The organism is Micromonospora sp. SD12 (genome assembly GCF_052068495.1).
Lineage (GTDB): Bacteria > Actinomycetota > Actinomycetes > Mycobacteriales > Micromonosporaceae > Micromonospora > Micromonospora echinofusca.
On record NZ_JBQHDF010000001.1, the window covers coordinates 140,625 to 166,122 of the forward strand.

Genomic DNA, 25,498 nt, shown 5'->3' on the forward strand with positions numbered 1-25,498 from the left:
CGACGGTTGTCGGCGGGGGTCGATCTCCCATGTCCGCGCCCGCGCCCGTCGCCGACCGTGGACGGGGCCGTCACACGCGTCTGCCCTCGTTCGCGACCGCGGGGGCTCGCACGATCACTGAGTGCTACACGGCCGGCGCCACTCTCGTCATCGCGTTGATGACGCGGTCCATGGCGTCCCCGTCCCGGGGGTCGGTCAGGTTGGCCAGCAGCTTCAGCACGAAGCGCATCAGCATCGGGTGCGGCATGCCGTGCTTCGTGGCCATCCGCATGATCTCGGGACGGCCGATGAGCTTCACGAAGATGCCGCCGAGCCGGTAGTAGCCGCCGAAGCGGGCCTTCAGCTCCGTCGAGTACGCCGCCAGGGCCCGTTCCCGGTCCGCGCCGGCGGGGCGCGCGAGCGCCTGCACGGCGATCTCCGCGGCCAGCTCGCCGGACTCCATCGCGTACGCGATGCCCTCGCCGTTGAACGGGTTGACCATGCCGCCGGAGTCGCCGACCAGCATCACGCCCCGGGTGTAGTGCGGCACCCGGTTGAAGCCCATGGGGAGCGCGGCGCCGAGGATCGGGCCCTCCGCGTTCGCCTCGTCGGTCATGCCCCAGTCGGCCGGCGTGTTGGCCAGCCAGTCGGTGAGCAGCCGACGGTAGTTGGTCTTGCCGAACGCGGACGACGAGTTGAGCACGCCGAGGCCGACGTTGACCCGGCCGTCGCCCAGCCCGAAGATCCAGCCGTAGCCGGGCAGCAGGTTGTCGCCGCTGTCCTTGCTGCGCAGTTCCAGCCAGGACTCCAGGTAGTTGTCGTCGTGCTTGGCCGGCGAGCGGTAGTAACGCCGGACGGCGACGCCGATCGGCCGGTCCTCGCGCTTGGCCAGCCCGAGGGCGAGCGGGAAGCGGCCGGAGACGCCGTCGGCGGCGACGACCAGCGGCGCGTGGAAGGTGGCGGGCTCCTTGCCGGGGCCGACCTCCGCCTCCACGCCGGTCACCCGGCCGTCGGGGCCCAGCACCGGGCCGGTGACGTTCACGCCGGTACGCAGCTTCGCGCCGGCCTCGACGGCACGCCGGGCGAGCAGGTCGTCGAAGTCGAGCCGGGTGCGCACCAGGCCGTAGTTGGGGAAGCTCGCCAGGTCGGGCCAGTCCAGCTCCAGCCGGACGCCGCCGCCGATCACCCGCAGACCGCGGTTGTGCAGCCAGCCCGCCTCGGGCGAGGTGTCCACGCCCATCCGGATCAGCTGCCGCACCGCGCGCGGGGTCAGCCCGTCGCCGCAGACCTTCTCCCGGGGGAACTCGGTCTTCTCCAGCAGCAGCACCCGTACGCCGTGCCGAGCCAGGTGGTACGCGGTAGCCGACCCACCGGGACCGGCGCCCACGACGATCACGTCGGCGTCATGTTCCACCGCGGCCATCCCGCGCCTCCTCCCGCATGCTCGTGAAATGCTTCACAAGCCAGACGGAGGGAGTCTATGACCGACGTCATGACCACGCCGGATCAGGGGTACCTAAGTTGCCCGGGACACGTCCGCCGAGGTCGGGGCCGGGGTGCCGGGCGGGGCGTCAGCGCCGGGCGGCGGTCGCCGGGTCGAGGCCGGCGTCGTGCCGGATCGTCTCCGGCAGGTGCTCGCGCAGCGCGCCCCCGGCCGCGCGGTCCAGGGCCGCCAGCACCTCGACCACCACCTGACGGACGTCGGCGGGATCCGCGCCGGCCAGCTCCTTGAGCTGGGCGATGAGTTCGGCCGCGTCGTCGTCGGTGGCCTCCGCGCCGACCGCCTGGTCTGGTCCCGTCATGGGGGCGAGCTTACGGAACAAAGTGGAGCAAAAAGGGATACTTGCGGAAATCCCGCCAGATCGGCCTATTCGCGGACGGCCCGGTGCAGCGCCGCGATCCCGCCGCTCAGGTTGCGCCAGGCCACCCTGCCCCAGCCCGCCGCACCGATCCGCGCGGCCAGGGCCGGCTGGTCGGGCCACGCCCGGATCGACTCGGCCAGGTAGACGTACGCGTCGGGGTTGCTGGAGACGGCGCGGGCCACGCTCGGCAGCGAACGCATCAGGTACGACAGGTAGACCGTGCGGAACGCCGGGTTCACCGGGGTGCTGAACTCGCACACCACCAGTCGGCCGCCCGGCCTGGTGACCCGGGCCAACTCCCGCAGGGCGGCGTCGGTGTCGTTCACGTTGCGCAGCGCGAAGGAGATGGTCACCGCGTCGAAGCTGGCGTCGGCGAAGGGCAGCTTCAACGCGTCCCCGGCCAGCAGCGGCACCCGGGGGCGGGTGCGCTTGCCGACGCGCAGCATGCCCAGGGACAGGTCGGCGCCCACCGCGTACGCGCCCGACTGGGCCAACTCCTCGGTGGAGACACCGGTGCCGGCGCCCACGTCGAGCACCCGCTCACCCGGCCGCAGGTCGAGCGCGGCGCGGGTGGCCCGCCGCCAGAACCGGTCCTGCCCGAAGGAGAGGACGGTGTTGGTCAGGTCGTAGCGAGCCGCCACGCCGTCGAACATCGCGGCGACCTCGTGCGGCTGCTTGTCCAGGCTGGCGCGCTGGCCCTGCGGGGTACGGCTCACCCCTCCACTCTGCCAGCCCCGCCCGCCGGTACGCCCGGTGGGTCGTCCCTGCGGCGCGGGCCGCTGCTCGACGCGCCGACGCCCGGGTACGCCGCGGGGGCGGGGTGGTCGCCCACCCCGCCCCCGTGTCGTCGCACGTCAGTCGGTCGACTTCTCGTCGCCGGGCGCCACCAGTACGACCTTGCGCCGCCGGGAGAGCAGCAGCAGCGCGCCGCCGGCCAGCAGCACGGCCGCGCCGATGCCGCCGATCAGCCCCGCCTGCACGCCGGTCACCGGCAGCCCGCCGTCGCCCCCGCCACCGCCACCGGTGCCGGGGGTGGTGGTCGGGCCCGCCGTGGGTACGCCGGTCGGGGTGGCCGTGGGCGCCACCGTCGGGGTCGGCGTCGGGGTCGGGCTCGGCTGCGCGGACAGGTCGACGAAGGCCTCGAAGATCGTGTGGTTGTCGCTGATGTCGACCTCGGAGAAGGCCTTCCGCTGCGCCTGGCCGGCCACCCGCGGCTCCTCCTCCGGCTCGCCCTCGGCGGCGTCCAGCCCGTACGCGAAGAGGTCGCCCTCGCGCAACACCGGCTCGGTGACGTCGTCGCCCACCTTCACCGTCACGTCGGCGGTGTAGTACTGCCCCCGGCGGATGATCGCGCCGGCGTCCTCGCAGAACGCCTGCTCCTTGCCGAGGAACACCTGCTGGACGCAGCCCTGCGGCAACGTCACGAAGCTCACACCGGGCGGGAGGGTGATGCCGTAGAAGACGCCGGTGGCGGGCCGACTGCCGTCGTTGTAGACCGCCCAGTCCAGCGGCACGGTCTCGCCCCTACGCACCGGCTTGAGGTCCGGCTCGTCGGCCACCGCGCCGTTGACCACGACGCCTGCCTGGACGTCCTGCACCCAGGCGGTGAGGTCGTAGCCGGGCTTCGTCACGGTGACCGGCACCTCGACGACCTCGTCGCCGAGGTCGCTCTCGGGCGTCGCGGTGGCGACGCCGACGACCAGCGTGCCGCCGTCGCCCCGGCCTCCCGTGCTGAACAGCGGGACGCCGAAGTCCTTGCTGGTGCCGGCGGGCAGGTCGCCGAGGGCACACTGGTAGAGGTAGCTGTCGATGGCACGGCAGCCCTCGGGCACCAGGAAGCCGACGCGCTTCTTCTTGAGGTCCCGAGTGTTCACCCGGTACGAGACGTCCTCCGCCGTGGCCGTGCCGGCGTTGGTGACGGTGAACTTGAACGGCTTGCTCCGGGCCGCGTCGACACCCTTCGCGAGCTGGGTGCTGATCGGGATCACGGCCAGGTCCGGCCCGTCGGCGGCCTGGGCGGGAACGGCGACGGCGGTCAGGCCGCCCGCCGCGAGAAGTGCCACGGCACCGGCGCGGGCCAGGGCCGAGCGATGGAACAGGGTCATCGGTCCCCCGGGGGGTTAGGGAAGAAACGGATGGTTGCGGAACCCGGGCGGACGCTATCGGAGGTCGATGCGGCGCGCCAGCAGGGAGAACGTGTTTCGTCCGTCCGTCCGGCCGATCCGGACGGACGGCCCGACGCACAGCGGGGGCGGGATGGTCACCCATCCCGCCCCCGCTGCCGTGCGTTATGTGAACGACCCTCGCGGGTCGATGGAGGACGACCGTCAGGCCGTCGGCTTCTCGTCGCCCGGGGTCACCAGGACGACCCGACGACGCCGCGCCACCATGAACATGGCCGCGCCCGCGACCAGCACCGCGCCGCCGATGCCGCCGATCAGCGTGGTCTGCGCGCCGGTGACCGGCAGGCCGCCGTCGTCGTCACCGCCGCCGCCCGCGCCGCCCTTGGCCGCGACGATCACGGCGTAGCCGTCGGAGTTGTCGGTGGCGTCCACGTCGGAGGCCTGCAGGCCGGTGACGTTCTCCGGCAGGGTGACCGCGGCCGTCCGCGCCCGGGTGGGCTCGGAGCCGACCGGCTCGACGCTGACCAGACCGCCCTTGAGGGCGCCCGGCTTCACGTCCGCCGCCACGTCGAACAGGTGGTAGAAGCCGTAGGCCGAGTAGAGCTTGTCCTCGGCGTTGGTGTCCTCGTCCTGCGGGATCAGCCCGAAGTTGGCGTAGGTGCAGGTGAAGGTGGACTTGTCGGCCGAGTACTCGCAGCCGGGCTCCACCTCCGTCGGGGTGACGCCCTTGGGCAGCTTGACGCTGATCTTCAGGCCGGCGGCGGCCTTGTCACCCTGGTTGGTGATGAAGTAGGTCAGCGCCGAGCGGCTGCCCGCGTGCAGGTCGCCGGAGTAGACCGGGTTCCCGTCGACGATCTTGACGGCCTGCTTGACGTCCTCAGCGACGACCGAGAGGTCCGGCCCGCTGGCGTCCGAGAAGTCCAGCGTGGCGGTCTTGGAGTTGTTCGCCGCGTTGGTGTCGTCCTTCGAGACGAGCTTGAAGGAGAGGGGCGCCTGGTAGGTGCCGGTGCCCTCGAACTTGAACAGGACGACCGGCAGGTCCGTGGTCTCGCCCGGGCCCGGCAGGCCCTTCTCCGTCGCGTAGCAGATGAACGCGGTCGGCTTCTCCCCGGCGAGCTCCACGTCGCAGCCGTCCTCGACGGCCGGCACGGCGGCGACCTTGTCGAAGTCGACCTTGGAAACGTCCACCCGCACGGCCAGCTCGCTCGGGGTGTTCTTGCCGGTGTTGGTCACCTTGGCGTAGGCGAACTTGCCCTGCGCGTTGGCGGCGACCCGCGTTCCGGCCACCTCGATCGCGAGGTCCGTCTCCGTGCCCGAGGCCTGGGCCGGGCTACCGAGAGCGGTCAACGCGCCGGAGGCGAGCAGCGCGCCGGCGCCGATACGCGCCAGCGAACGGTTACGGAAGATCATGGAAAGGGTCCCCCCGTTGGGGTGAAGGAAAGGTACGGCCGGGGACGTTAGCGGTAAGCGATCACGCTCGCCACCCCCAAGGTCGGGCGCGTTGAACAGCCGGGCTAAGAATCACTTAAGGAATGCCCGGATTGATATGTCTTGCTGCCCAGACCACCTCGCGGCCGACTCCGAACGGCAACCCAATCGAGATCAACGGTCCACGGGAATTCACCCGATCGGCCAGCCGGCGAGGCCGCCGACGATCACTCTCCGTACGGCGGCGCTCCACGCAGGGCCCGCGTACGACGACACCCCACCGCCGGGGACGACGATGGGGTGCCGGGGTCGTACGGGTGAGCGCGTCAGCGGGCGTCGACCAGCGGCAGGGGCTTCCCGGCGCCGCCGCCCGGCATGGCGATCGAGGAGAAGTGCGAGACCACCCGCTCGTCGGTCGGGTCGTCGGCCGGGGTGTGGTGCACGGCCAGCCGGTTGTAGAGGGTGTCGCGCTGGGCGGGGATCCGGTCCGCCGAGCGGATCATGCCGATCAGCTCGTGCAGGTTGGAGCGGTGCCGCGCGCCGGCGGAGGAGATGACGTTCTCCTCCAGCATGATCGAGCCGAGGTCGTCCACGCCCATGTGCAGGGCGAGCTGCCCGACGTCCTTGCCGGTGGTCAGCCAGGACGCCTGCAGGTGCGGCACCGTCTCGAAGAAGAGCCGGGCCACCGCGACCAGCCGCAGGTACTCCAGCGTGGTCGCCTGCGTACGGCCCTTGAGGTGGTTGTTCTCCGGCTGGTACGTCCACGGGATGAACGCCCGGAAGCCCTTCGTGCGGTCCTGCACGTCGCGGATCATCCGCAGGTGCTCGATCCGCTCGGCGGCGGTCTCGCCGGTGCCCATCATCATGGTGGCGGTCGACTCGACGCCCTGCCGGTGCGCCAGTTCCATGACCTCCAGCCAGCGCTCGCCCGACTCCTTCAGCGGCGCGATGGCCTTGCGCGGGCGGGCGGGCAGCATCTCGGCGCCGGCGCCGGCGATCGAGTCCAGCCCGGCCGTCTTGATCCGGGCGATGGCCTCGTCGAGGCTGACGCCGGAGACCTTGGCCATGTGCAGGATCTCGCTGGGGCCGATCGAGTGGATGGCGAGCTGCGGGTAGGCCTTCTTGACCGAGGAGAACAGCTCCTCGTAGTACTCCACGCCGTAGTCCGGGTGGTGCCCGCCCTGGAGCATGACCTGGGTGGCGCCCAGCTCGACCGCCTCGCCGCAGCGGCGCAGGATCTCCTCGGTCGGGTGGGTCCAGCCCTCCCGGTGCTTCGGGGCCCGGTAGAACGCGCAGAACTTGCACGCCGTCACGCAGACGTTGGTGTAGTTGATGTTGCGGTCGATCAGGTACGTGACGACGTTGTCCGGGTAGCGGCGTCGGCGCACCGCGTCGGCGGCCTCGCCCAGGGCGTGCAACGGCGCCTCGGTGTAGAGCAGCAGGGCCTCCTCGGGCGTGATCCGCCCGCCGTCCGCGCCGCGCTGCAGGATGTCGTCGATCTCCCGGCTCACACTCACCCCCCGAGCCTACGTCGCCCGCCCGGGCGGCCGGCCGATGGCCGCCGTACAGCCCGCCCGACGGCCCGTCGGGTGTGACGGCGTTCACCCTGGCTGGCGGCGCGGCGCCGCCCGTCGTCGGACGGCGCCGCACCCCGCGGTCAGAAGACGCGCGGAATGCTGCTGGCCGTCCAGCCGCTGCCCACCGCGCTGGCGCTGGTGGCGTACAGCTTGTAGTCGCCACTCAGGTCCCCGGTCGACTGGAAGCCCAGCATGACGCCGGCGGCGTCCTGGCCGATCAGATCGGTGCGGCCGTCGCCGGTGAGGTCCCCGACGAGGATGCGGGGCCGGTTCGTCGTGCCCCAGTTCGTGCCCACGTACGGGTACGGCCCGGGGAACAGCAGCCCCCCGCCGGTCATCGCACCCGACGACCGGTACGCCCGCAGCCGTCGGTCCGCGAGCTGGGCGACCAGGTCGGTGGTGCCGTCGCCGTCGATGTCGGCGGGCAGCGCCCGGGTGATCGAGGAACTCCGCCAACCGGTGCCGACGACCTTCGCCTCGGCGGTCGCCGGGAAGAGCTTCGAATTGGCGGAGAGGTCCCCGCTGGACGGGTAGCCCTTCATGGTGCCGTCGGCGTACTGCGCGATCAGGTCGGTCATCCCGTCGCCGTTGAAGTCGCCGGTCAGGATCCGCGGCACGGCCGTGGTGGTGAACCCGGTGCCGACGTCCCTCGTCGCCCCGGCGAACATCCGGGCGTCGGCCGACAGGTCGCCCGTCGACGTCCAGACCCGCAGGGTGCCGTTGAGCAGCTGCCCGAGGAGGTCGGTGCGACCGTCGCCGTTGAAGTCGCCCGGGATGAGGCGGGGGATCGAACCGCTGACGAAGGCGGTGCCGACGATCGCGGACGCTCCGGCGAAGAGCCGGTAGTCGGCGGATAGGTCGCCGGTCGACTCCCAGGCGGTCAGGGTGCCGTCGCCACTCTGCGCGATGATGTCCGCCCGGCCATCGCCGGTGAAGTCCCCGGTGAGTGCCCGCGGCCGGTTCGCCCCGCCCCAGTTCGTCCCCACGTAGCGGTAGGGCGACGGGAAGAGCGGGGCGGTGCCCGAGAGGTCGCCGCTCGACCGGTACGCCCGCAGCCGGCCGTCGGCGAGCTGGGCGAGCGCGTCGCTGCGGCAGTCGCCGGTCCAGTCGCCCAGGATCACCACACCCGCCTGGTCGGCCGAACCGTGACTCGCCCCACCGGCGTTGCAGTTGGCCGGCGTGTGCTGGCGGATCCAGCCGGCCAGGTCGTCGATGCGGGTCTCGGTGGCGTCGCGCCGGGTCTCCGTCTCGGCGAGGCAGCCGCCCTGCCAGGAGGCGTCGTGCACGGCGGCCAGCTCGGGGCGCCCGCCCACCACGCGTACCGCCGGCCCTCCGGCGTCGCCCTTGCAGGTGGTGGGCCCACCCTGCTCGTTGCTGATCGCGACCGAGGTGGCCGAGACGGCGCCGACCGTGACCGGCGCGCCGTGCAACCTGTCGGGCACCCACTCGGTGGCGGTACGGCCGAAGCCGAGCGCCTGCAACGTCTCGCCCGGCACGGGTGCCCCGGTGGCGATCGCGACCGGGGGCACGCCGGTCACCGGCACCGTGAGCCGGAGCAGCGCGAGGTTCCGGTCCGGGTGCGGCACCACCCGGTTGGCACGCTGCGCGCGGCCGTCGTTCGTGGTGAGGTCCAACCGGCCCACCGTGACCGTGGTGGGCTGCGCCGGCGCGCCCGCGACCGGGGGCTGCCCCGCGTCGGCCAGGCAGGAGCGGGCCGTCAACACCCACTGCGGCGCGACCAGCGCCCCGGAACACGCACGCACCTCGCCGAAGACGACCTTCGCCGCGAAGGCGTACGCGCTGTCGGTGACCGGGCTGCCCCCGCTGACCGCCCGGGCCGGCACGGCCGCGACGGCACCCGCCGTCAACGCGGCGGCGACACCGATGACGAGGGCTCTTCGCCGTCGTCGTACCTGCTGATCCATCGACACTCCATTCCTCGGGGCACGGCGGCCGGCCGCTCGCGTTCGGCACCGGCCATCTCGACCCGCCGATCCGCCCGGGCGCACCGGTCAGCCGCGTCACCTGCCAGTGACGGACTGGAATATAGATGTTGGACGGTCGCCGCACCGTCCCGCTCGACCGCCGCGATCAGGCCCTCCCGGCAGACCTATCGAACCATTAACATGCGTGGATGATCGTGAAGGCGCCTCCCCCCACCCGTCCTCCCCTGCCTCGCCGGGCGCTGCTGGGCCTCGTACCGCTCGGGGCCGCCGCCGTCGCTGTCGCCACGGCGGGCCGACCGGCGCGCGCGGCCACGGCGCCGGAGTGCCTCGCCGACCTGACGGCGGCCTGATGGCGACCATCCCCTGGCTCGCCGACGTGCTCCGTGCCGCCGGCGTCACCGTGGTGGAGCACGGCAACTGGCTCGGCCGGGTCTCCGGCAGCTCGTTCGCCCCCGTCGGCGTGCTCTGGCACCACACGGCGGCCACCTCCAGCGCCGGCAACCCGCACCCCGCGCTGAACATCTGCATCAACGGCCGCTCCGACCTGCCCGGACCGCTCTGCCAGGCCCTCGTCGACTACCACGGCGTCTTCCACGTCATCTCCGGCGGGCGGGCCAACCACGCCGGCGTGAGTCGCGGCAGCGGCCCCATCCCGGCCGGCGACGGCAACACCCTGATGATCGGCTGGGAGATCGACTACAACGGGGTCAACCAGGCGATGACCGGCGCCCAGTACAGCGCGTCGGTGCTCGCCACCGCCGCCGTGCTGCGCCGGCTCGGCCGGGACGCCAGCCACGCCCGGGGGCACCGGGAGACCAGCACCAGCGGCAAGATCGACCCGTCGTTCATCGACCTGCACTCGATGCGTGCCGACGTGGCCCGCCAGCTCGCCGGCAACCCACCCCTCGACCTCACGGAGAACGACATGAAGCTCATCCAGTCACCCGGCCGCGGCATCGCCCTCGTCGGCCCCGGCTACTTCCGCCAGCTCCGCAACGACGAGGAGGTGCACGCCGCCGTCGCGCTGGCCGGCAACCCGCTGGTCGGCAACGACCGCCAGTTCGACCTGTGGCGCAGCATCGCCTACGACGGCCAGGTCAAGGCCCCGAGCTGACCACCACGCAAGGGGGTCGGCGGGTGCGACGCGGTGCCTGCGCCGACCCGCCGACCCGGCTGCGCCCGCCGAGCGGCGGACGGACCGGTCAGGCGTCGTAGTCCACCGTGAGCCGGTCGGTCGTCGGGCTGGACTGGCAGGTGAGCACGTAGCCGGCGGCCACCTCGTCCGGCTCCAGCGCGTAGTTGCGGGCCATCGTCACCGCGCCGTCGACCACCTTGGCCTTGCAGGTCGAGCAGACCCCGCCCTTGCAGGCGTAGGGCAGCTCGCCGCGCACCTTCAGCGCCGCGTCCAGCACCCGCTCGTCGCGCCGCATCGTGAAGCGCGACGAACGGCCGTCCAACAGGATGGTCACCTCGGCGCCACCCCCCGGCTCGTCGGCCGGGCGTCGCGGCGGGGCCGGGGCCTCGGCGACGTGGAACAGCTCCGTGTGCACCGCCGACTCCGCCACGCCGCGCGCGGCGAGCACCTCCCGGGCGTCCACCACCATGTCGTACGGGCCGCAGAGGAACCACTCGTCGACGGTGGCGCCGGGCACGACGGTGTCCAGCAGCCGGCCCAGCCGGTCGGCGTCGATCCGGCCGGAGAGCAGCGGCGACTCGCCCTGCTCCCGGGAGAGCACGTGCACCAGGTGCAGCCGGGTGGGCCACCGGTCCTTCAGGTCGGCCAGCTCCTCGGCGAACATCACCGTGTTCGCCGTGCGGTTGCCGTACACCAGGGTGAACGTGCTGGCCGGCTCGACGGCGAGCGCCGTCGCGACCAGCGCGAGCACCGGGGTGATGCCCGAGCCCGCGACCACCGCGCCGTAGTGGCGGGCCCGCTCCGGCGCGAAGGCCGTGGTGAAGTGCCCGAGCGGCGGCAGCACCTCGATCGTGTCGCCGCCGCGCAGCGCGCCGCAGGCGTACGCGGAGAAGGCGCCGCCCGGGATCTCCCGCACGCCGATCCGCAGCCGGCCGTGCCGGGCCAGGTCGTCGGGCGTGGAGCAGATGGAGTACGACCGCCGCACGTCCTCGCCGGCGTCCGTGCTGCGCCGCACGGTGAGGTGCTGGCCGGCGGAGAACGCGAACGTCTCGCGCAACTCCTCCGGCACGGCGAAGGTGACCGCCACGGCGTCGTCGGTGAGCCGGTCGACGGCGGCGACGGACAGCGGATGGAATACCGGCCGGCGACGGACCGGGCGGGTGATCGTGACAGTCACAGCGCCTTCAGGTGGTCGAAGGGTTCACGGCAGGAACGGCAGCGCCAGAGCGCCTTGCACGCGGTCGAGCCGAAGCGGCTGACCTGCTCGGTCTCGGGCGAGCCGCAGCGCGGGCAGCGGACGGCGAGGGTCAGCGGCACCACGTTGTCGGCGCGCACGGGCGCCGGCGGGGCGATGCCGGCGGCGGCGAGCTTGGCCCGCCCGGCGTCGGAGATCCAGTCGGTGCTCCACGCCGGGCTGTAGACCGTCCGCACATCGGCGTCGGGGTGGCCGACGGCGGCCAGCGCCCGCCGGATGTCGGCGCGGATCACGTCCATCGCCGGGCAGCCGGTGTAGGTGGGGGTGATGGTCACGATGACCCGGCCCGACGCCGGGTCCTCGTCGACCGCCCGCAGGATGCCGAGGTCGTCGATGGTGACGACCCGGATCTCCGGATCCACCACCGCCGCCACGGCCGCCCTGGGGTCGGTCACCAGTTTGCCCCGGGGTGGGCGCGGTGCAGCACCTGCATCTCCGCGAGCAGGTAGGACAGGTGCTCGGTGTGCACGCCGTCCCGCCCGCCGGCCGGGGCCCAGCCGGACTCCGGCCGGGCCAGCGTGGCCTCGTCGAGGATGGCGGCGACGGTGGCGTCGAAGTCGGCCCGCAGGGTGGCCGGGTCGACCGGCGCCGCCGGGTCGGGTGCGAACAGCTCGTGGACGTACGGCCAGACCTGGTCGACCGCCGCCTGCATCCGCCGGTGCGACTCCTCGGTGCCGTCACCGAGCCGCCGTACCCACGTCGACGCGTGGTCGAGGTGGTAGGCCGACTCCTTGCGGGCCTTGGCCCCGATCGCGGCCAGCCGCTCGTCGGCGCACCCGGCCAGCGCGGTGTAGAGGGGGAGCTGGTAGGCCGCGAGGAAGAGCAGCTTCGCCATGGTCACCGCGAAGTCGCCGTTGGGCAGCTCCACCAGCAGGCAGTTGCGGAACTCGCGGTCGTCGCGGAGGAACGCCAGCGCGTCCTCGTCCCGGCCGGCGCCCTCCAGCTCGCCCGCGTACGACAGCAGGAGCCGGGCCGCGCCGAGCTGGTCGAGGGCGATGTTGGCCAGCGCGATGTCCTCCTCCATCTCGGGCGCGCGGGTGGTCCACTCGGCCAGCCGCTGCGCCGCGATCAGCGCGTCGTCGCCGAGGGCGAGAGCGAAGTCGAAGCGCTCGCTCACAGGTGGGCCACCCCCTCCGGCACGTCGTAGAAGGTGGGATGGCGGTAGACCTTGTCGGCCGCCGGGTCGAAGAAGGCGTCCTTCTCGTCGGGGCTGGAGGCGGTGATCGCGGCGGCCGGCACCACCCAGATCGAGACGCCCTCCTGGCGGCGGGTGTAGAGGTCCCGCGCGTTGCGCAGGGCCAGCTCGGCGTCGGGGGCGTGCAGGCTGCCGACGTGGGTGTGCGACAGCCCGCGCCGCGCCCGTACGAAGACCTCCCACAAGGGCGAAGGACCGCTCACGCCGCGCTGGTCCGTTCGCTCGCTACGCTCGCTCACGCCGCTACCTTCTCCTTCTGCTCCACCCGCTTGGCGGCGTACGCCGCGGCGGCCTCACGCACCCAGGCGCCGTCGGCGTGGGCGCGGCGACGGTGCTCCATCCGCTGCCGGTTGCACGGCCCCTCGCCCTTGATCACCCGCATCAGCTCGTCGTAGTCGGGCTGGGTGAAGTCGTACGCCTGGCGCGACTCGTTCCAGCGCAGGCCGGGATCCGGGATGGTCAGGCCGAGGATCTCCGCCTGCTGCACGCACATGTCCACGAAGCGCTGGCGCAGTTCGTCGTTGGAGAAGCGCTTGATCTTCCAGGCCATGGACTGCGCCGAGTGGGTGGAGTCGGTGTCCGGCGGGCCGAACATCGCCAGCGACGGGTACCACCAGCGGTCGAGGGCGTCCTGCGCCATCGCCTTCTGCGCGGGCGTGCCGTGCGCGAGGGTGTGCAGGATCTCGTAGCCCTGCCGCTGGTGGAACGACTCCTCCTTGCAGACCCGGATCATCGCCCGCGCGTACGGCCCGTAGGAGCAGCGGCAGAGCGGGACCTGGTTGACGATGGCGGCGCCGTCCACCAGCCAGCCGATCGCGCCCACGTCGGCCCACGTCAGGGTGGGGTAGTTGAAGATCGAGCTGTACTTCTGCCGGCCGTTTAGCAGCAGCTCGACCAGCTCGTCGCGGCTGATCCCGAGGGTCTCGGCGGCGGCGTAGAGGTAGAGGCCGTGGCCGGCCTCGTCCTGGACCTTGGCCAGCAGGATCGCCTTGCGCTTGAGCGAGGGGGCGCGGCTGATCCAGTTGCCCTCCGGCTGCATACCGATGATCTCGGAGTGCGCGTGCTGCGCGATCTGCCGGATCAGCGTCTTGCGGTACGCCTCGGGCATCCAGTCGCGCGGCTCGATCTTCTGGTCGGCGTCGATCACCTCGGCGAAGTACGCCTCGAGATCCTCGTCCGGGCCGGGGGCGCCGCCCCGGCGGCCACGTGCGGCGGCCTCCCGCAGGGCCGCCTCCGCTGCCTCGACCTCGCCGAGCAGGCCGCCGCCGGGTGCGTCCTCGGCGGAGAAGTCGTTGCCATACATGGGGTCAAGTGTTACAGCTCGCCTCTCGGGACACCAGAGGGTGTAACAGGTTTCCGGAGACACTTTCGGCACGGTCCGGCGACTCCCGGCAGCCGGTCAAACTATGACTTGGGTCACTATGGAAAGGTGAATCCTCCCAACAGCCGCATAGCGGCTCGATATCCCGCCTACTTGGCAAGTTGCCAGGTGTCAGGTTCTGGCGCCGCGCCGATCCGCACGTAGACTTCCCCCGTCACACCGATCGGCTGTCGACGATCGCCCGAGAAACACGGAGGGCGCATCCCCCGCCTCGACGAGCCGCCGATCCGTCCGACAACCAGCCGGTCCCCCCGGCCCTGACATCTGGAGCTCATCCACTCATGCGATCCCGCGTGACCCTGGTGCTCGCCGTCGTGGCGGTCCTCCTCGGTGGCGGCCTGCTCGTCCCGGCCGCGTACGCCCGACTCGCCGGCGACGACGCCGCGAGGGGCGGAAGCGGCGGCGGAAGCGTCGCGGCGCCCGCGCCGGTCCCGCCCCCGCCGCCGACCCTGGCCGCCGGCCCGGTGGCGGTGGACTTCAAGGGCGAGTTCTTCTCGTGGGCCCTGATGGACCGGGAGACCGGCGAGATCTCCGGGTCGAAGAACCTGGCCTCGACCAGCTCCACCGAGTCGATGATCAAGTCCTGGTTCGCGGCGGACTATCTCCGCCAGCTCGGCGACAAGCCGCTGCCGGCCGAACGCAAGAAGCAGATCACCACCGCCATCCGGGACAGCAACGACGACGCCGCCAACGCCCTGTACGGCGCGGTGGGCCGGGCCGCCACGATCAAGCGGATGATCAGCACCTGCGAACTCACCGACACCAAGCCGGGCAACGTGCCCGGCTACGTGGGCTGGTGGAGCTTCACCCGGATGTCCCCGCGCGATGCCGTCCGGCTCGGCGACTGCATCGCCGACGGCACGGCCGCCGGCCCCAAGTGGACGAAGCTCCTGCTGGACGAGATGAGCAAGGTCAGGGGCAGCACGGCAGCCAAGGACCAGAAGGCCCGCTCCGGCGGTGGCCGCTGGGGCATCATCGACGGCCTCCCCCCGTCGATCGTCAGCCAGGGCCCGGTCAGCATGAAGAACGGCTGGACCCCCCTCAACTACGACGGCAACTGGCACGTCAACTGCCTCGCCGTCACCGAGAGGTGGAGCCTCGCGGTGATGCTCCGCTACCCGCAGAAGAGCGGCCTCAACTACGGCGCGCAGGTCTGCGCCTCGGTCGCCAGCCAGCTCGTGACCTCGCAGCCGGGCGCCGCTCTCAAGGTCCCGCAGCCCGTCGGGAAGCTCTGATGGCGCGGCAGCGTCGGGCCTCCGGGCCGGCCGACGCCTCCCCCGGCAAGCTGATCGTCATCGCGGTGGTCCTCATCGGCCTGGTGCTCGTCTCGCTCCGGTTGCTGCCGGGCTCGCCGTTCGAGTCCACCGCCGCCGCGAAGTGGGGCACCCCCGCCGGCTCCGCCGAACGCGCCGCGACGGCTCCCAGCGACCGCAGCTCGCGGCCGTCCCCGACGCCGAGCCCCGCCCCGGAGCCGCTGCCGTTCGAGGCGAAGGACCTCGACCTCGACATCGAGGGATGGTACTCCTGGAGCGTCCTCGACCGCCGCAGCGGCGAGATCATCGGCTCGGACAACATGGACGAGACCAGCACCACCGCGTCGCTGATCAAGGCCTGGATCGTCGCCGACTACCTGCGCCGCGCCGACGACGCCGGCCAGACCCCGAGCGCCGCCAAGCTCGCCGACGCCACGAAGATCATCCGGGACAGCGACAACACCCGGGCCGAGCAGTTCTACAACACGGTCGGCCGGTCCGCCTCGATCAAGCGGCTGATCTCCCTGTGCGACCTGACCGACAGCAAGGTCGCCGCCGACGGCGGCTGGAGCCGTACCGCCCTCTCCCCCCGGGACACCGCCCGGATGGGCGCCTGCATCGCCGACGGCCGCGCCGCCGGGCCGAAGTGGACCAAGTGGCTGATCGGCGAGATGCGGCTCGTCCGGGGTAGCGGGGACTTCGGCATCCGCAAGGCGTTCCCGGCCGCGGAGCGCAAGACCATCGCCATCAAGAACGGCTGGATCGACCGTACGCGCGAGCAGGAGATGCACATCAACTGCCTCGCCATCGGCGACACCTGGACGATGGGCGTGATGGTCCGCTACCCGATCGGCAAGGGCTACGAGTACGGCATGAAGAACTGCCAGAAGATCACCGAAGCTCTCCTGCGCCCCACCACCTAGACCCGGCCCCGCCGGTCCGGTCGAAGGGCTCAGCCCATGAAGAAGGCGGGGCCCCCGGCGGGCAGGGACGGGGCGGCGCCGACGGCGGCGGCACGGCGGGCGAACTCGCGCAGGCCGGCCACCTGGCGCTCCCCCAGGGAGAAGTCCAGCGCCCGGAAGTACGTCGCCAGCGTCGCCGCGTCGAAGGGTTCCCAGCGGGCGGCCGCCTCGGCCACCTGGTCCAGCTCCGCCAGGCAGAGGTCCCGGGAGCGCAGGAACGCCTCGTGCACCTCCTTGACGAGGCCGGGGTGGGCGGCGGCGAAGTCGCGGCGTACCGCCCAGACGGCGAAGACCATCGGCAGGCCCGTCCACTCCCGCCACGCCTGCCCGAGGTCGGTGACCTCCAGCCCGCGCTTCGGCGCCTCGTAGAGGGCGCGCAGCGCCACGTCGCCGATCAGCACCCCGGCGTCGGCCTCCAGCAGCATCTGGGTCAGATCGGGCGGGCAGCGGAAGTACTCGGGGCTGACCCCGTACCGCTCACTGAGCAGCAGCTGGGCCAGCAGCACGCCGGTCCGCGAGGTCGAACCCAGCGCCACCTTGCCGTGGTCCAGCTCGGCCAGCGGGCGGGTGGAGACGATGTTGACGGACAGCACCGGGCCGTCGCTGCCGACCGCCAGGTCGGGCAGGAGCAGCAGCTCGTCGGCGTGGCGCAGGTACTCCACGTGGGAGATCGGGCCGATGTCCAGGTCACCGGCGACCAGCGCGGCGCTGAGCCGGTCCGGGGAGTCCTTGTGCAGGTCGACGTCGATGAGGGCACCGGAGCGCATCAGCCCCCAGTAGATCGGCAGGCAGTTCAGGAACTGGATGTGCCCGACCCGGGGGCGTGCGACGTGCTCAGCCATGCCCCGACCGTATCCCCGTCGCCGTCCGGCGGCTCAGCGGGCCGGGCGGGGAGTGGCCAACCCCGCATCCGCCGCCGGTCCGTCACGCCGCTGCGCGTTCTCTGTGCGTGCCGCACGGACTGCTGCTAGCCTGGGCTCGCAGGATGCCCTCCGAGGCTCCCGCGCCCGCCTTGAGGCCCGCTCACGCGGGCCTCTCGTGCATCCAGGGTCAGGACTGCGTGGCCATCGGGTCCCAGCACCAGCAGTGGTAGCAGCGGGGCGCGACCAACCCCCACAACTGCTCGTTCACGGCCGCCGCCCGCGGATCGGTACCGGGCAGGTCGAGCCGCTGGAACAGAAACGTCACCAGGTCGACAGCCTGCACCACCCTGCTGGCGTGCGACGGGGCGAAGTGCAGGGTGTCGACGATCCGGGTGAGCTTCCGTGACCGGTACCCCCGGTGCCCGACACCCGGTACCGGCTCAGGTCTGCCCGGTGAGTGGCCTGGTCGTGCACCTCGTCCGCGATGACCAACGCGTACTCCCCCCGAGAGGCCGCGTACCCGTCGACCCGTTCGAGCACGTGCGACAGCACCACCTCGTGCGCGGGCCGAGCGGAGTCGGCGTACCGCTTCGCCAGTTGGGCACGCCGCACCCCGCGCAGGATGATCGCCACGTCGTGGGCGCCGACAGCGGCCATCGCTGCCCGGTAGACCGCGATCCGTGCTCGGGGCGGGATGCCCTTCCACCCCCTGCGACCGTGGAAGATGTCGTATCAGTGAGCGTCAAATCAGCCGAACGTGTCGGCATGTCGCCGGACACTACGGGTGCGTAGCAAGGCCCGGCGCCACCTTCACTCCCTGTCGTTCGGCCTGGCCAATCGGCTCACTGGCGTCGCCGGGGGCGCCGGCCACCCGGACGCGGCGGACGGAACGGACGACGACCGGCACGAAGGCCGCCACCACCAGCAGACCGGCCACACCGGCGCCCGCGATCAGGGGGCGCGGCGCCAGCAGGGCCAGCAGGGCGCCCCCGATCAGGTAGCCGCCCATCGAGCCGCCCTGCACCGCCGCGCCGTAGAGGGCGTACGCCCGGCCGCGCGAAGCCTCCGGCACGCGCCGGGCGGTGAGCAGGTTGGCGAAGACGTTCTCCCCGCCGTTCGCCGCGCCCGCGACCAGCCAGAGCGGGACCAGCAGCGCGGCCGTGGGCACGGCGGCGGCGACGATCACGGTCAGGCAGATGCCGCCGAGCGTCGTCAGCACCCCGTACACCAGGGCGGCGTCGTCGCTGAGGCGGTGGGCGAGCCGGGCGCAGAGCCAGCTGCCCGGCAGCATCCCCGCCATCCAGGCGGCGCCGACCAGCCCGTACGTGGTGGGCGTGCCGCCGAGGGTCTCCCGGATGAAGAAGACCTCGATCACGTTGATGCCGCCCACGGCCGTGATGACCGCGGCCGTGCCGAGGACGACGACCAGCAGCAGCGGGTCGCGGCGCAGCCGCCACGCCGGGGCGCCCCCGGCCCCGCGCGCGGGCGTGGCGGCGGCCCGTCGGCCGCCCCGGCGGGTGCGCAGCAGCAGCCCCGCGACCACCAGCGCGAGGTAGCTCACGGCGTCGATGAGCAGCGGTACGCGCGTGCCGAACTGCCCCACCAGCAGCCCGGCGAGCACCGGGCCGCCCAGCGCGCCCAGGGTGCTGGCCGTCTGGCTGATCGCGCTGGCCCGGGGCAGGTCGGCGGGGCGCACCATCGCCGGCAGCAGGGCCGCCAGGCAGGGCTGGGTCACGGCGAGCCCGCAGGCGAGCAGCGCGACGAGCCCGATGATCAGGGCCGGGTGCTCGGCGAAGGCGAGCAGGGCGCAGACGCCGGCCTGCGCCAGGCCGGCGGTGACCAGCAGCGTCCGGCTGTCCACCCGGTCGGCGAGCCGTCCGGTGAGCGGGGCGAGCACCACCAGCGGGAGGGTGGCCGCCAGCAGCAGTCCGGAGACGGCGAGGCCGCCGGCCCCGGCGGCCTGGAGCGCGAGCGCCAGGGCGGTGGCGGCGAGGAAGTCGCCGCACATCGAGGTGCCGCGCGCGCCGGCGGCGAGCCAGACGTCGGACCAGCGCGACCCGCCAGTTGTGAAGGACATGCTTCGAAAATAATCCTTCACAACTGTGCGGGGCAACCCCTGCTACGCCAGCGGCACCGTCCGGTACTGCACCGCCACCGTGCGCGCCCCGGCCGGCGGATCGGCCTGCCGGTTGCGCTGCCGGTACGGCTCGAACAACGCGCTGACCGCCTCGTTCAGCTCGGCCAGCTCGTCGGCGGTGAGCAGCAGCAGGGTGTCGCTGAACAGCGCGACGTCGTACCACTCGGCGGGCTCGTCACCGGCGCGGCGCAACCAGTCCCGCGTCCGCTGCATGTCGCGGGCCGCGTGCGCCTCCACCAGCGCCTCCTCGGCGGCGCGCGCATCGGGGCCGGCGGAGCGGCCCGCGTCGACCATCAGGCTCCGGCCGACCGTGCGCCACAGCCGCTCGCGCGCGTCCCCCCGGCTCGGGGCCTGCTCCACCAGGCCCGACTTCGCCAGCGCCCGGAGGTGGTAGCTGGTCGCGCTCGGCGACAGCCCGGCGACCTCCGCGCACTCGGTGGCGGTCGCGCCGCCCTCCACCACGCCCAGGTGTTCCATGATCGCGATTCGGGCCGGATGGGCCAGCGCCCGCATCACCTGCGGGTCGCTGACCGTCATCCGGCGCCGCTCGGGACGCGCCTCCGTCATGCGCCCATGATTCCTGGTCGGTCCCCCGCCGCGGGCGGCCGGCCGTGCGAGGGCTCGCCGTCGGGCGGCGGCGCCACGGACGAAATCCGGTGGAGCGTGCCGCGCCGGGCGCGTAAAGTGTCAGGCCGCTGACGGCCATGGTGAGAGTGACCACCGCATCGGACGTCCCGCGCCGGGGGCCGGCCATCCGCCCGTCGGACACGCGAGCGATCGGCAGATGACCCGATGGGATCCACCGTGACCGCACTCGACCTCGACCTCGATGCCGACCTCGCCGCCGAGCGCCAGCACCTCGCCACCTCCCGGGCGGCCCTGGCCCAGATGCGGCAACGCGCCGAGGCCCTCTTCTCCACCGGGGACCAGGTCGCGGGCGACGCGTACGCGGCCGAGACGCTCGGGCGCACCCTGGCCCGCCGGGTCGCCGAACTCGCCGACGACCCCGGCACGCCGCTCTTCTTCGGACGCCTCGACTTCGGCCCGGCGACCGGCGCCCCACCCGCCGACGACCGGCCCGGGGACCCCGGCGACGGCACCGACGGGTGGCACGCGGACCACGCCGGGCGGCGCTACCACGTCGGCCGGCGGCACGTCACCGACGACCGGGGCGAGCCGCTGGTGCTGGACTGGCGGGCGCCGGTCTCCCGGTCGTTCTACCGGGCGAGCGCCCGCGACCCGCAGGGCGTGGCGGTACGGCGCCGCTTCGGGTTCAGCAACGGGACGCTGACCAGTTTCGAGGACGAGCGCCTCGACCGGGGTGAGGAACTGGGCACGGCCAGCCGCATCCTGACCGCCGAGATCGAACGGCCGCGCGTCGGGCCGATGCGCGACATCGTGGCCACCATCCAGCCGGAGCAGGACGAGCTGGTCCGGGCCGACCTCGCCGACTCCATCTGCGTGCAGGGCGCCCCGGGCACCGGCAAGACGGCCGTCGGCCTGCACCGGGCCGCGTACCTGCTCTACCTGCACCGGGAACGGCTGCGCCGCTCCGGCGTGCTGATCGTGGGACCGAACCGCACCTTCCTGTCGTACATCGCGGCGGTGCTGCCGGCGCTCGGCGAGGTGGAGGTCGAACAGGCCACGGTGGAGGACCTGGTGGCCCGGACGCCGGTGCGGGCCGTCGACGACCCGGCGGTGGCAGCGGTCAAGCACGACGCCCGGATGGCCGAGGTGCTGCGCCGGGCGGTCGACGCGTACATCGGCGAGCCGACCGAGCCGATCATGGTCTCGGACGGCTCGTTCCGCTGGCGCATCGGGCTGGACCCGCTGCACCGGGTCGTCGAGGAGACCCGCCGGGAGCGGCTGCCGTACGCCACGGGCCGCGAGCGCGTCCGGGCCCGGGTGGTGGCGCTGCTGCAACGGCAGGCCGAGGCGCGGCGCGCCGAGTCACCGAGCGACGCCTGGCTGCGCCGGATGGGCAAGGCCACCCCGGTCACCGCCTTCCTCGACGCGGTCTGGCCGGCGCTCACCCCGGAAGGGCTGGTGCACGCCCTGCTCGGCGACCCGCAGCGGCTCGCCGCCGCGGCGGACGGGCTGCTCGACGCCGAGGAGCAGGCGCGGCTGCGCGGGCTCGCCACCCCGGCCCCCGCGGCCGACCCGACGGCGGTCGGCGCCACGGAACCGGCGCGTGCCTCGGCGCGACGCCCCGCCCCGGCCGGCACGAAGCTCGGGCGCACGCCGAAGGCCACGAAGTGGACGGCGGCCGACGCCGTACTGATCGACGAGGCGGCCGGGCTCATCGAGCGGCCGGCCGGCTTCGGACACGTCGTCGTCGACGAGGCGCAGGACCTCTCCCCTATGCAGTGCCGGGTGATCGCCCGACGCAGCGAGCACGGGTCGATCACGCTCCTCGGCGACCTGGCCCAGGGCACCGCCCCGTGGGCCGCCGCCGACTGGCGCGAGTCCCTGCGCCACCTCGGCAAGCCGGACGCCGTCGTGGTGCCGCTGACGGTCGGCTTCCGGGTGCCCGCCGCCGTCGTCGCGTTCGCCAACCGGCTGCTGCCGGCGCTCGCCGTCGACGTGCCCCCGGCCGAGTCGCTGCGCCGCGACGGCGCGCTCGACGTGCGTACGGTCGAGGACCTGGCCGCCGCGACGGTGGCCGAGGTGCGCGCGGCGCTCGCGTTCGACGGCTCGGTGGCGGTGATCGCCGCCGACGACGCGGTCGGCGGGCTGCGGGCGGCACTGGACGCCGCCGGCGTCGGCACCGCGACCGTCGACGAGCCGGCCGCCGCGGCGCGCGTCACGGTGGTGCCCGCGACCCTGGTCAAGGGCCTGGAGTACGACCACGTCATCGTCGTCGAGCCGGCGGCGATCGTGGCCGCCGAACCGCGCGGCCTGCACCGGCTCTACGTGGTGCTCACCCGGGCGGTCTCCCGGCTCGCCGTGCTGCACGCCCGGCCGCTGCCCGCCCCGCTCGGCTGACCGGCGACTTGCGCCGGGGCGGTAGACAGGTGTCCGTGACACCCTCGACGAGCGTCCCGTGATCCTCGCCCGCGCCGAGGCGGTCAGCCGCCGCTACGGCGACGTGCTCGCCCTCGACCGGGTCGACCTGGAGGTCTCCGCCGGCGAGCTGGTCGGCCTGCTCGGCCCGAACGGGGCGGGCAAGAGCACCCTGCTGAACCTGCTCGTCGGGCTGCGCCGGCCCACCGCCGGCCGGGTCGAGCTCTTCGGCGGCGACCCGCGCGACCCGGCGAGCCGGCGGCGGATCGGGGTCACCCCGCAGGAGACGGGCCTGCCCGGCACGCTGCGGGTCGGCGAGGTGGTGGACTTCGTCGCCGCCCACCACCCCGACCCGGTCCCCCGGAGCGAGCTGCTCGACCGCTTCGGCCTGGGCGAGCTGGCCCGGCGGCAGACCGGCGGCCTCTCCGGCGGGCAGCGCCGCCGGCTCGCGGTGGCGCTCGCCTTCGTCGGCCGGCCCCGGCTGGTGCTGCTCGACGAGCCGACCACCGGCCTGGACGTCGCGGCGCGGCACACCCTGTGGGAGGCGATCCGGGCGTTCCACGACGACGGCGGCACCGTGCTGCTGAGCAGCCACTACCTGGAGGAGGTCGAGGCGCTGGCCCGGCGGGTGGTGGTCATCGGGCACGGCCGGGTGCTGGCCGACGACACGGTGGACGCGATCCGGGGGATCGTCGGCGTACGCCGGGTCAGCCTGGTCGCCGACGAGCTGCCCGCGCTGCCCGGCGTGGTCCGCACCGAGCGGGTCGACGGGCGCACGCACCTGCTCACCACCGACGCCGACGAGCTGGTGCGGGCCCTGGTCACCGCCGGCGTGGCGTTCGCCGACCTGGAGGTCCGCCCCACCTCGCTGGAGGAGGCGTTCCTCGCCATCACCGCCGCGCCGGGCTCGGAAGCCGGCCGTCCGACGACCGCCGTGGCCGGCCCGCCGGCCACCGCCTGAGGGGACGGATCTGATGCGCCTCGCCCTGGTCCACGCCCGCTACCAGCTCCTGGAGACGGTCCGCATCCCGATCGCCGTCGTCGGCAGCGCCTTCTTCCCCGCCGTGGCGATGCTCTTCTTCGTGGTGCCGTTCGCCGGGAAGGACCCGGTCGCCGCCACGTACGCCACCGCCGCCATGGTCACCTTCTCGGTGATGAGCGCGAACGTCTTCCAGTACGGCGTCGGGGTCGCCGAGGACCGCGACCAGCCCTGGAACCCGTACACCCGGACCCTGCCGGCGGGCCCCGCGCCGCGCTTCGCCGGCCGGGTGCTGGCCGGGCTGGCCCTCACCTACCTCTCCCTGATTCCGGTGGTGGTGATCGGGGCCACGCTCACCGAGGCGCGGATCAGCGCACCCGCGTTCCTGCTGGCCCTGGCGACCGTCACGGTGATCTCGGTGCCGTTCACGCTGCTGGGGCTCGCCATCGGCTACTCGATGCCGAGCAAGGCGGCGATCGTGGTGGCGCAGGTCGTCTTCTTCCCCCTCGCCTTCGGAGGCGGCCTGCTCTCCGCCCCGGACCAGGCGCCCGGGTTCGTCGAGGCCGTCGCGCCGTTCCTGCCGACCCGGGGCGCGGTGGAGCTGATGTGGGCGGCGACCGGCGACTACCCGGTCAACCCGCTGTCGATGGTCATGCTCGGGGTCTGGGTGGTGCTGCTGGCGGTGCTGGCCGGGTGGGCGTACCGGCGCGACGAGGGTCGACGGTTCAGCTGACGATTCCTCGGATCCGCCCCGGGGCGCGGCGGGTCGGTGCCACGATTCCGGCAGGGGCGTGCCGGCGTGGCCGTCCCCCGCCGAGAGGGGTCGTCGTGAGCACCGTCCCGCCGGGCACACCCTGCTGGGCCGACCTCGCCACCCCCGGTCTCGCCGAGGCGCGCCGGTTCTATCCCGAACTGTTCGGCTGGACCGGCCGGATCGACCCGGAGCCCGAGGCCGGCGGCTACACCGTCTTCCAGCTCGACGGACGGGCCGTGGCGGGCGCGGGTCCGCCGGCCATCCCCGACCAGGTGCCGATCTGGTCGACGTACCTGGCGACCGACGACGCGGACCTGGTGGCCGGCCGGGTGGAGCGGGCCGGCGGGCAGGTCGTGGTGCCCCCGTTCGAGGTCTTCGACCAGGGCCGGATGGCGGTCTTCGCCGACCCCGCCGGGGCGACGTTCAGCGTCTGGCAGCCGATGGCGATGCCCGGGGCCGAGGTCTTCGACGTCCCGGGGGCGCTCACCTGGACCGAGCTGGTCACCCCCGATCCGGAGGGCGCCAAGGTCTTCTACGAGCTGGTCTTCGGCTGGCACCCGGACGACCAGCGGGCGGGCCAGGTCACGTACACCGGCTGGCGGCTCGGCACCCGGATCGTGGCCGGCATGGTGCCACCGCTGGGCGACGGGTTCCCCACGGACACTCCCGCGTACTGGTCGGTGTACTTCGCCGTGGCCGACGCCGACGCGGCCGCCGCCCGCGCCGCCGAACTCGGCGGCACGATCCTGGTCCCGCCCCAGACCACCCCGGCGGGCCGCTTCGCCGCCCTGCGCGACCCCCACGGCGCCCTGTTCAGCGTCCTCACCCGCCCCTGACCATCCCCACGGCGCGGGGCGGGACGGTCAGCGACGGGGGCGGATCGGGACCACCAGGGGGCCGTGGTCTCCGTCGATGACGCGGACGGTGGCGCGGTACCAGGTGGCGAGGAGCTGCTCGGTGAGCACCTCGCGGGGCGTGCCGGCCGCCACCACCCGGCCCTCGGCCAGCAGCACCATGCGGTCGGCGTACTCGCCGGCGATCGAGAGGTCGTGCATGGTGGCGAGCACCGTCAGGCCGTGCTCGCGGCGCAGCCGGTCGACCAGCTCCAGCACCTCCTGCTGGTGGCCGATGTCCAGCGCGCTGATCGGCTCGTCCAGCAGCAGCAGGGTCGCGCCCTGGGCCAGCGCGCGGGCCAGGAAGACCCGCTGCCGCTCGCCGCCGGAGAGGGTGGCCAGCTCCCGGTCGTGGAACCCGGCCAGGTCCAGGCCGTCGAGCACCTCGTGGGCGGCGGCCAGGTCGGCGGCGGATTCCCGGCCCAGTGGCGCGATGTAGGGGGTGCGGCCCAGCAGCACGTAGTCGAACACCGACATGCCGGCCGGCACCACCGGGGACTGGGCGACCGTGGCGACCACCCGGGCGCGGTCGCGGCGGCGCAGCGCCTCGCTGGGCGTACCGAAGAGGGAGACGGCGCCCGGCGCGGGCAGCAGGCCGCCGACGGCGCGCAGCAGGGTCGACTTCCCGGCGCCGTTCGGGCCGATCACGGTCACCCACTCGCCGGCGGCGACGGTCAGGTCGACGCCGGCCAGGATGGGCGTGCCGTCCAGGCGCACGTGCAGGTCGCGCACCTCGACGGCGGGCACGGCGGCCACGTCGGGGGCCTGCACGG

The 25,498-nt window shown here is 73.5% G+C and carries 25 protein-coding genes; 8 read left to right on the forward strand and 17 right to left on the reverse strand.

Annotated features, from left to right (window positions below; translation table 11 throughout):
• Positions 1-124: 124 nt before the first annotated feature.
• The 7 genes from ACTMS2_RS00660 to ACTMS2_RS00690 all read right to left on the reverse strand — a co-directional run bounded on the left by ACTMS2_RS00660 (position 125) and on the right by ACTMS2_RS00690 (position 8,894).
• Entirely contained in the window at positions 125-1,402 is a 1,278-nt protein-coding gene (locus tag ACTMS2_RS00660; protein WP_357716699.1) for a geranylgeranyl reductase family protein, read from the reverse strand.
• 148 nt (positions 1,403-1,550) lie between these two features.
• Positions 1,551-1,781, reverse strand: coding sequence for a hypothetical protein (locus tag ACTMS2_RS00665; protein WP_357716702.1), 231 nt, complete (start codon positions 1,779-1,781; stop codon positions 1,551-1,553).
• Between the two features lie 65 nt (positions 1,782-1,846).
• Entirely contained in the window at positions 1,847-2,557 is a 711-nt protein-coding gene (locus ACTMS2_RS00670) for a demethylmenaquinone methyltransferase (RefSeq protein ID WP_441173542.1), read from the reverse strand.
• A gap of 138 nt (positions 2,558-2,695) precedes the next feature.
• A complete protein-coding gene (locus ACTMS2_RS00675; protein WP_441173543.1) occupies positions 2,696-3,946 on the reverse strand; it encodes an LPXTG cell wall anchor domain-containing protein in 1,251 nt (416 codons plus the stop codon).
• 222 nt (positions 3,947-4,168) lie between these two features.
• Positions 4,169-5,374: an LPXTG cell wall anchor domain-containing protein gene (locus ACTMS2_RS00680; RefSeq protein WP_441173544.1), complete on the reverse strand. Its 1,206-nt coding sequence runs from the start codon at positions 5,372-5,374 to the stop codon at positions 4,169-4,171.
• A gap of 344 nt (positions 5,375-5,718) precedes the next feature.
• On the reverse strand, positions 5,719-6,909 hold the full coding sequence (mqnC, locus tag ACTMS2_RS00685; protein ID WP_441173545.1) for a cyclic dehypoxanthinyl futalosine synthase: 1,191 nt from the start codon (positions 6,907-6,909) through the stop codon (positions 5,719-5,721).
• A 140-nt stretch (positions 6,910-7,049) separates the two neighbouring features.
• The gene (locus ACTMS2_RS00690) at positions 7,050-8,894 is read right to left on the reverse strand and encodes an FG-GAP-like repeat-containing protein (protein WP_441173546.1); all 1,845 of its coding nucleotides are present in this window, start codon (positions 8,892-8,894) and stop codon (positions 7,050-7,052) included.
• Between the two features lie 209 nt (positions 8,895-9,103).
• Between ACTMS2_RS00690 and ACTMS2_RS00695 the strand changes: the two genes are divergently transcribed.
• Together ACTMS2_RS00695 and ACTMS2_RS00700 are read left to right on the forward strand one after the other, a co-directional pair.
• Positions 9,104-9,265, forward strand: coding sequence for a hypothetical protein (locus ACTMS2_RS00695; protein WP_441173547.1), 162 nt, complete (start codon positions 9,104-9,106; stop codon positions 9,263-9,265).
• Positions 9,265-10,029: a peptidoglycan recognition protein family protein gene (locus ACTMS2_RS00700; protein WP_441173548.1), complete on the forward strand. Its 765-nt coding sequence runs from the start codon at positions 9,265-9,267 to the stop codon at positions 10,027-10,029. Before ACTMS2_RS00695 ends, ACTMS2_RS00700 begins: the two co-directional genes overlap by 1 nt.
• Before the next feature lie 88 nt (positions 10,030-10,117).
• Here ACTMS2_RS00700 and paaE read toward each other — a convergent pair whose 3' ends face one another.
• The 5 genes from paaE to paaA are packed head-to-tail and all read right to left on the reverse strand — an operon-like array spanning position 10,118 to position 13,803.
• A complete protein-coding gene (gene paaE, locus ACTMS2_RS00705; protein WP_441173550.1) occupies positions 10,118-11,227 on the reverse strand; it encodes a 1,2-phenylacetyl-CoA epoxidase subunit PaaE in 1,110 nt (369 codons plus the stop codon).
• Positions 11,224-11,700 (reverse strand): 1,2-phenylacetyl-CoA epoxidase subunit PaaD, encoded by a 477-nt coding sequence (gene paaD, locus ACTMS2_RS00710; RefSeq protein ID WP_441173551.1) that lies wholly within the window; start codon positions 11,698-11,700, stop codon positions 11,224-11,226. Before paaD ends, paaE begins: the two co-directional genes overlap by 4 nt.
• A complete protein-coding gene (gene paaC, locus ACTMS2_RS00715) occupies positions 11,697-12,422 on the reverse strand; it encodes a 1,2-phenylacetyl-CoA epoxidase subunit PaaC (protein ID WP_441173552.1) in 726 nt (241 codons plus the stop codon). Before paaC ends, paaD begins: the two co-directional genes overlap by 4 nt.
• Positions 12,419-12,739, reverse strand: coding sequence for a 1,2-phenylacetyl-CoA epoxidase subunit PaaB (gene paaB, locus ACTMS2_RS00720; RefSeq protein ID WP_089002444.1), 321 nt, complete (start codon positions 12,737-12,739; stop codon positions 12,419-12,421). The genes paaC and paaB overlap by 4 nt, the downstream gene beginning before the upstream one ends.
• Complete coding sequence (paaA, locus tag ACTMS2_RS00725) at positions 12,736-13,803, reverse strand: 1,2-phenylacetyl-CoA epoxidase subunit PaaA (RefSeq protein ID WP_441173554.1); 1,068 nt, start codon at positions 13,801-13,803, stop codon at positions 12,736-12,738. The genes paaB and paaA overlap by 4 nt, the downstream gene beginning before the upstream one ends.
• A gap of 359 nt (positions 13,804-14,162) precedes the next feature.
• Here paaA and ACTMS2_RS00730 point away from each other — a divergent pair, with 359 nt between their 5' ends.
• A complete protein-coding gene (locus ACTMS2_RS00730) occupies positions 14,163-15,116 on the forward strand; it encodes a hypothetical protein (RefSeq protein ID WP_441173556.1) in 954 nt (317 codons plus the stop codon).
• Entirely contained in the window at positions 15,116-16,057 is a 942-nt protein-coding gene (locus tag ACTMS2_RS00735) for a hypothetical protein (RefSeq protein WP_441173558.1), read from the forward strand. The genes ACTMS2_RS00730 and ACTMS2_RS00735 overlap by 1 nt, the downstream gene beginning before the upstream one ends.
• A 29-nt stretch (positions 16,058-16,086) precedes the next feature.
• On the opposite strand, the gene ACTMS2_RS00740 is transcribed toward ACTMS2_RS00735, so the two are convergent.
• The 4 genes from ACTMS2_RS00740 to ACTMS2_RS00755 form a co-directional block, all read right to left on the reverse strand.
• Positions 16,087-16,938, reverse strand: a complete 852-nt coding sequence (locus ACTMS2_RS00740; RefSeq protein ID WP_441173560.1) for a menaquinone biosynthetic enzyme MqnA/MqnD family protein — start codon at positions 16,936-16,938, stop codon at positions 16,087-16,089.
• A gap of 208 nt (positions 16,939-17,146) precedes the next feature.
• A complete protein-coding gene (locus ACTMS2_RS00745; RefSeq protein WP_441173562.1) occupies positions 17,147-17,284 on the reverse strand; it encodes a hypothetical protein in 138 nt (45 codons plus the stop codon).
• A 453-nt stretch (positions 17,285-17,737) separates the two neighbouring features.
• Positions 17,738-19,036, reverse strand: a complete 1,299-nt coding sequence (locus tag ACTMS2_RS00750; protein WP_441173563.1) for an MFS transporter — start codon at positions 19,034-19,036, stop codon at positions 17,738-17,740.
• Positions 19,037-19,078: 42 nt separating this feature from the next.
• Positions 19,079-19,663 carry an ArsR/SmtB family transcription factor gene (locus ACTMS2_RS00755; RefSeq protein ID WP_441173565.1) on the reverse strand — a complete coding sequence of 195 codons (585 nt, stop codon included), beginning with the start codon at positions 19,661-19,663 and terminating at the stop codon, positions 19,079-19,081.
• A 237-nt stretch (positions 19,664-19,900) separates the two neighbouring features.
• Here ACTMS2_RS00755 and ACTMS2_RS00760 point away from each other — a divergent pair, with 237 nt between their 5' ends.
• The 4 genes from ACTMS2_RS00760 to ACTMS2_RS00775 all read left to right on the forward strand — a co-directional run bounded on the left by ACTMS2_RS00760 (position 19,901) and on the right by ACTMS2_RS00775 (position 24,668).
• On the forward strand, positions 19,901-22,081 hold the full coding sequence (locus ACTMS2_RS00760) for a HelD family protein (RefSeq protein WP_441173567.1): 2,181 nt from the start codon (positions 19,901-19,903) through the stop codon (positions 22,079-22,081).
• 58 nt (positions 22,082-22,139) lie between these two features.
• Positions 22,140-23,060, forward strand: a complete 921-nt coding sequence (locus ACTMS2_RS00765; RefSeq protein WP_441173569.1) for an ABC transporter ATP-binding protein — start codon at positions 22,140-22,142, stop codon at positions 23,058-23,060.
• Positions 23,061-23,073: 13 nt separating this feature from the next.
• Positions 23,074-23,811 carry an ABC transporter permease gene (locus ACTMS2_RS00770; RefSeq protein ID WP_441173571.1) on the forward strand — a complete coding sequence of 246 codons (738 nt, stop codon included), beginning with the start codon at positions 23,074-23,076 and terminating at the stop codon, positions 23,809-23,811.
• 95 nt (positions 23,812-23,906) lie between these two features.
• On the forward strand, positions 23,907-24,668 hold the full coding sequence (locus tag ACTMS2_RS00775) for a VOC family protein (protein ID WP_441173573.1): 762 nt from the start codon (positions 23,907-23,909) through the stop codon (positions 24,666-24,668).
• A gap of 27 nt (positions 24,669-24,695) precedes the next feature.
• On the opposite strand, the gene ACTMS2_RS00780 is transcribed toward ACTMS2_RS00775, so the two are convergent.
• On the reverse strand, positions 24,696-25,496 hold the full coding sequence (locus ACTMS2_RS00780) for an ABC transporter ATP-binding protein (RefSeq protein WP_441173575.1): 801 nt from the start codon (positions 25,494-25,496) through the stop codon (positions 24,696-24,698).
• Positions 25,497-25,498 lie beyond the last annotated feature (2 nt).

Bases quoted from the DNA above. Each gene is read 5' to 3' on its own strand.
- ACTMS2_RS00660 (WP_357716699.1), bottom strand. From the start codon at position 1,402: ATGGCCGCGGTGGAACATGACGCCGACGTGATCGTCGTGGGCGCCGGT.
- ACTMS2_RS00665 (WP_357716702.1), bottom strand. From the start codon at position 1,781: ATGACGGGACCAGACCAGGCGGTCGGCGCGGAGGCCACCGACGACGAC.
- ACTMS2_RS00675 (WP_441173543.1), bottom strand. From the start codon at position 3,946: ATGACCCTGTTCCATCGCTCGGCCCTGGCCCGCGCCGGTGCCGTGGCA.
- ACTMS2_RS00680 (WP_441173544.1), bottom strand. From the start codon at position 5,374: ATGATCTTCCGTAACCGTTCGCTGGCGCGTATCGGCGCCGGCGCGCTG.
- ACTMS2_RS00690 (WP_441173546.1), bottom strand. From the start codon at position 8,894: ATGGATCAGCAGGTACGACGACGGCGAAGAGCCCTCGTCATCGGTGTC.
- ACTMS2_RS00695 (WP_441173547.1), top strand. From the start codon at position 9,104: ATGATCGTGAAGGCGCCTCCCCCCACCCGTCCTCCCCTGCCTCGCCGG.
- ACTMS2_RS00700 (WP_441173548.1), top strand. From the start codon at position 9,265: ATGGCGACCATCCCCTGGCTCGCCGACGTGCTCCGTGCCGCCGGCGTC.
- paaA (WP_441173554.1), bottom strand. From the start codon at position 13,803: ATGTATGGCAACGACTTCTCCGCCGAGGACGCACCCGGCGGCGGCCTG.
- ACTMS2_RS00730 (WP_441173556.1), top strand. From the start codon at position 14,163: ATGCGATCCCGCGTGACCCTGGTGCTCGCCGTCGTGGCGGTCCTCCTC.
- ACTMS2_RS00735 (WP_441173558.1), top strand. From the start codon at position 15,116: ATGGCGCGGCAGCGTCGGGCCTCCGGGCCGGCCGACGCCTCCCCCGGC.
- ACTMS2_RS00740 (WP_441173560.1), bottom strand. From the start codon at position 16,938: ATGGCTGAGCACGTCGCACGCCCCCGGGTCGGGCACATCCAGTTCCTG.
- ACTMS2_RS00750 (WP_441173563.1), bottom strand. From the start codon at position 19,036: ATGTCCTTCACAACTGGCGGGTCGCGCTGGTCCGACGTCTGGCTCGCC.
- ACTMS2_RS00755 (WP_441173565.1), bottom strand. From the start codon at position 19,663: ATGACGGAGGCGCGTCCCGAGCGGCGCCGGATGACGGTCAGCGACCCG.
- ACTMS2_RS00770 (WP_441173571.1), top strand. From the start codon at position 23,074: ATGCGCCTCGCCCTGGTCCACGCCCGCTACCAGCTCCTGGAGACGGTC.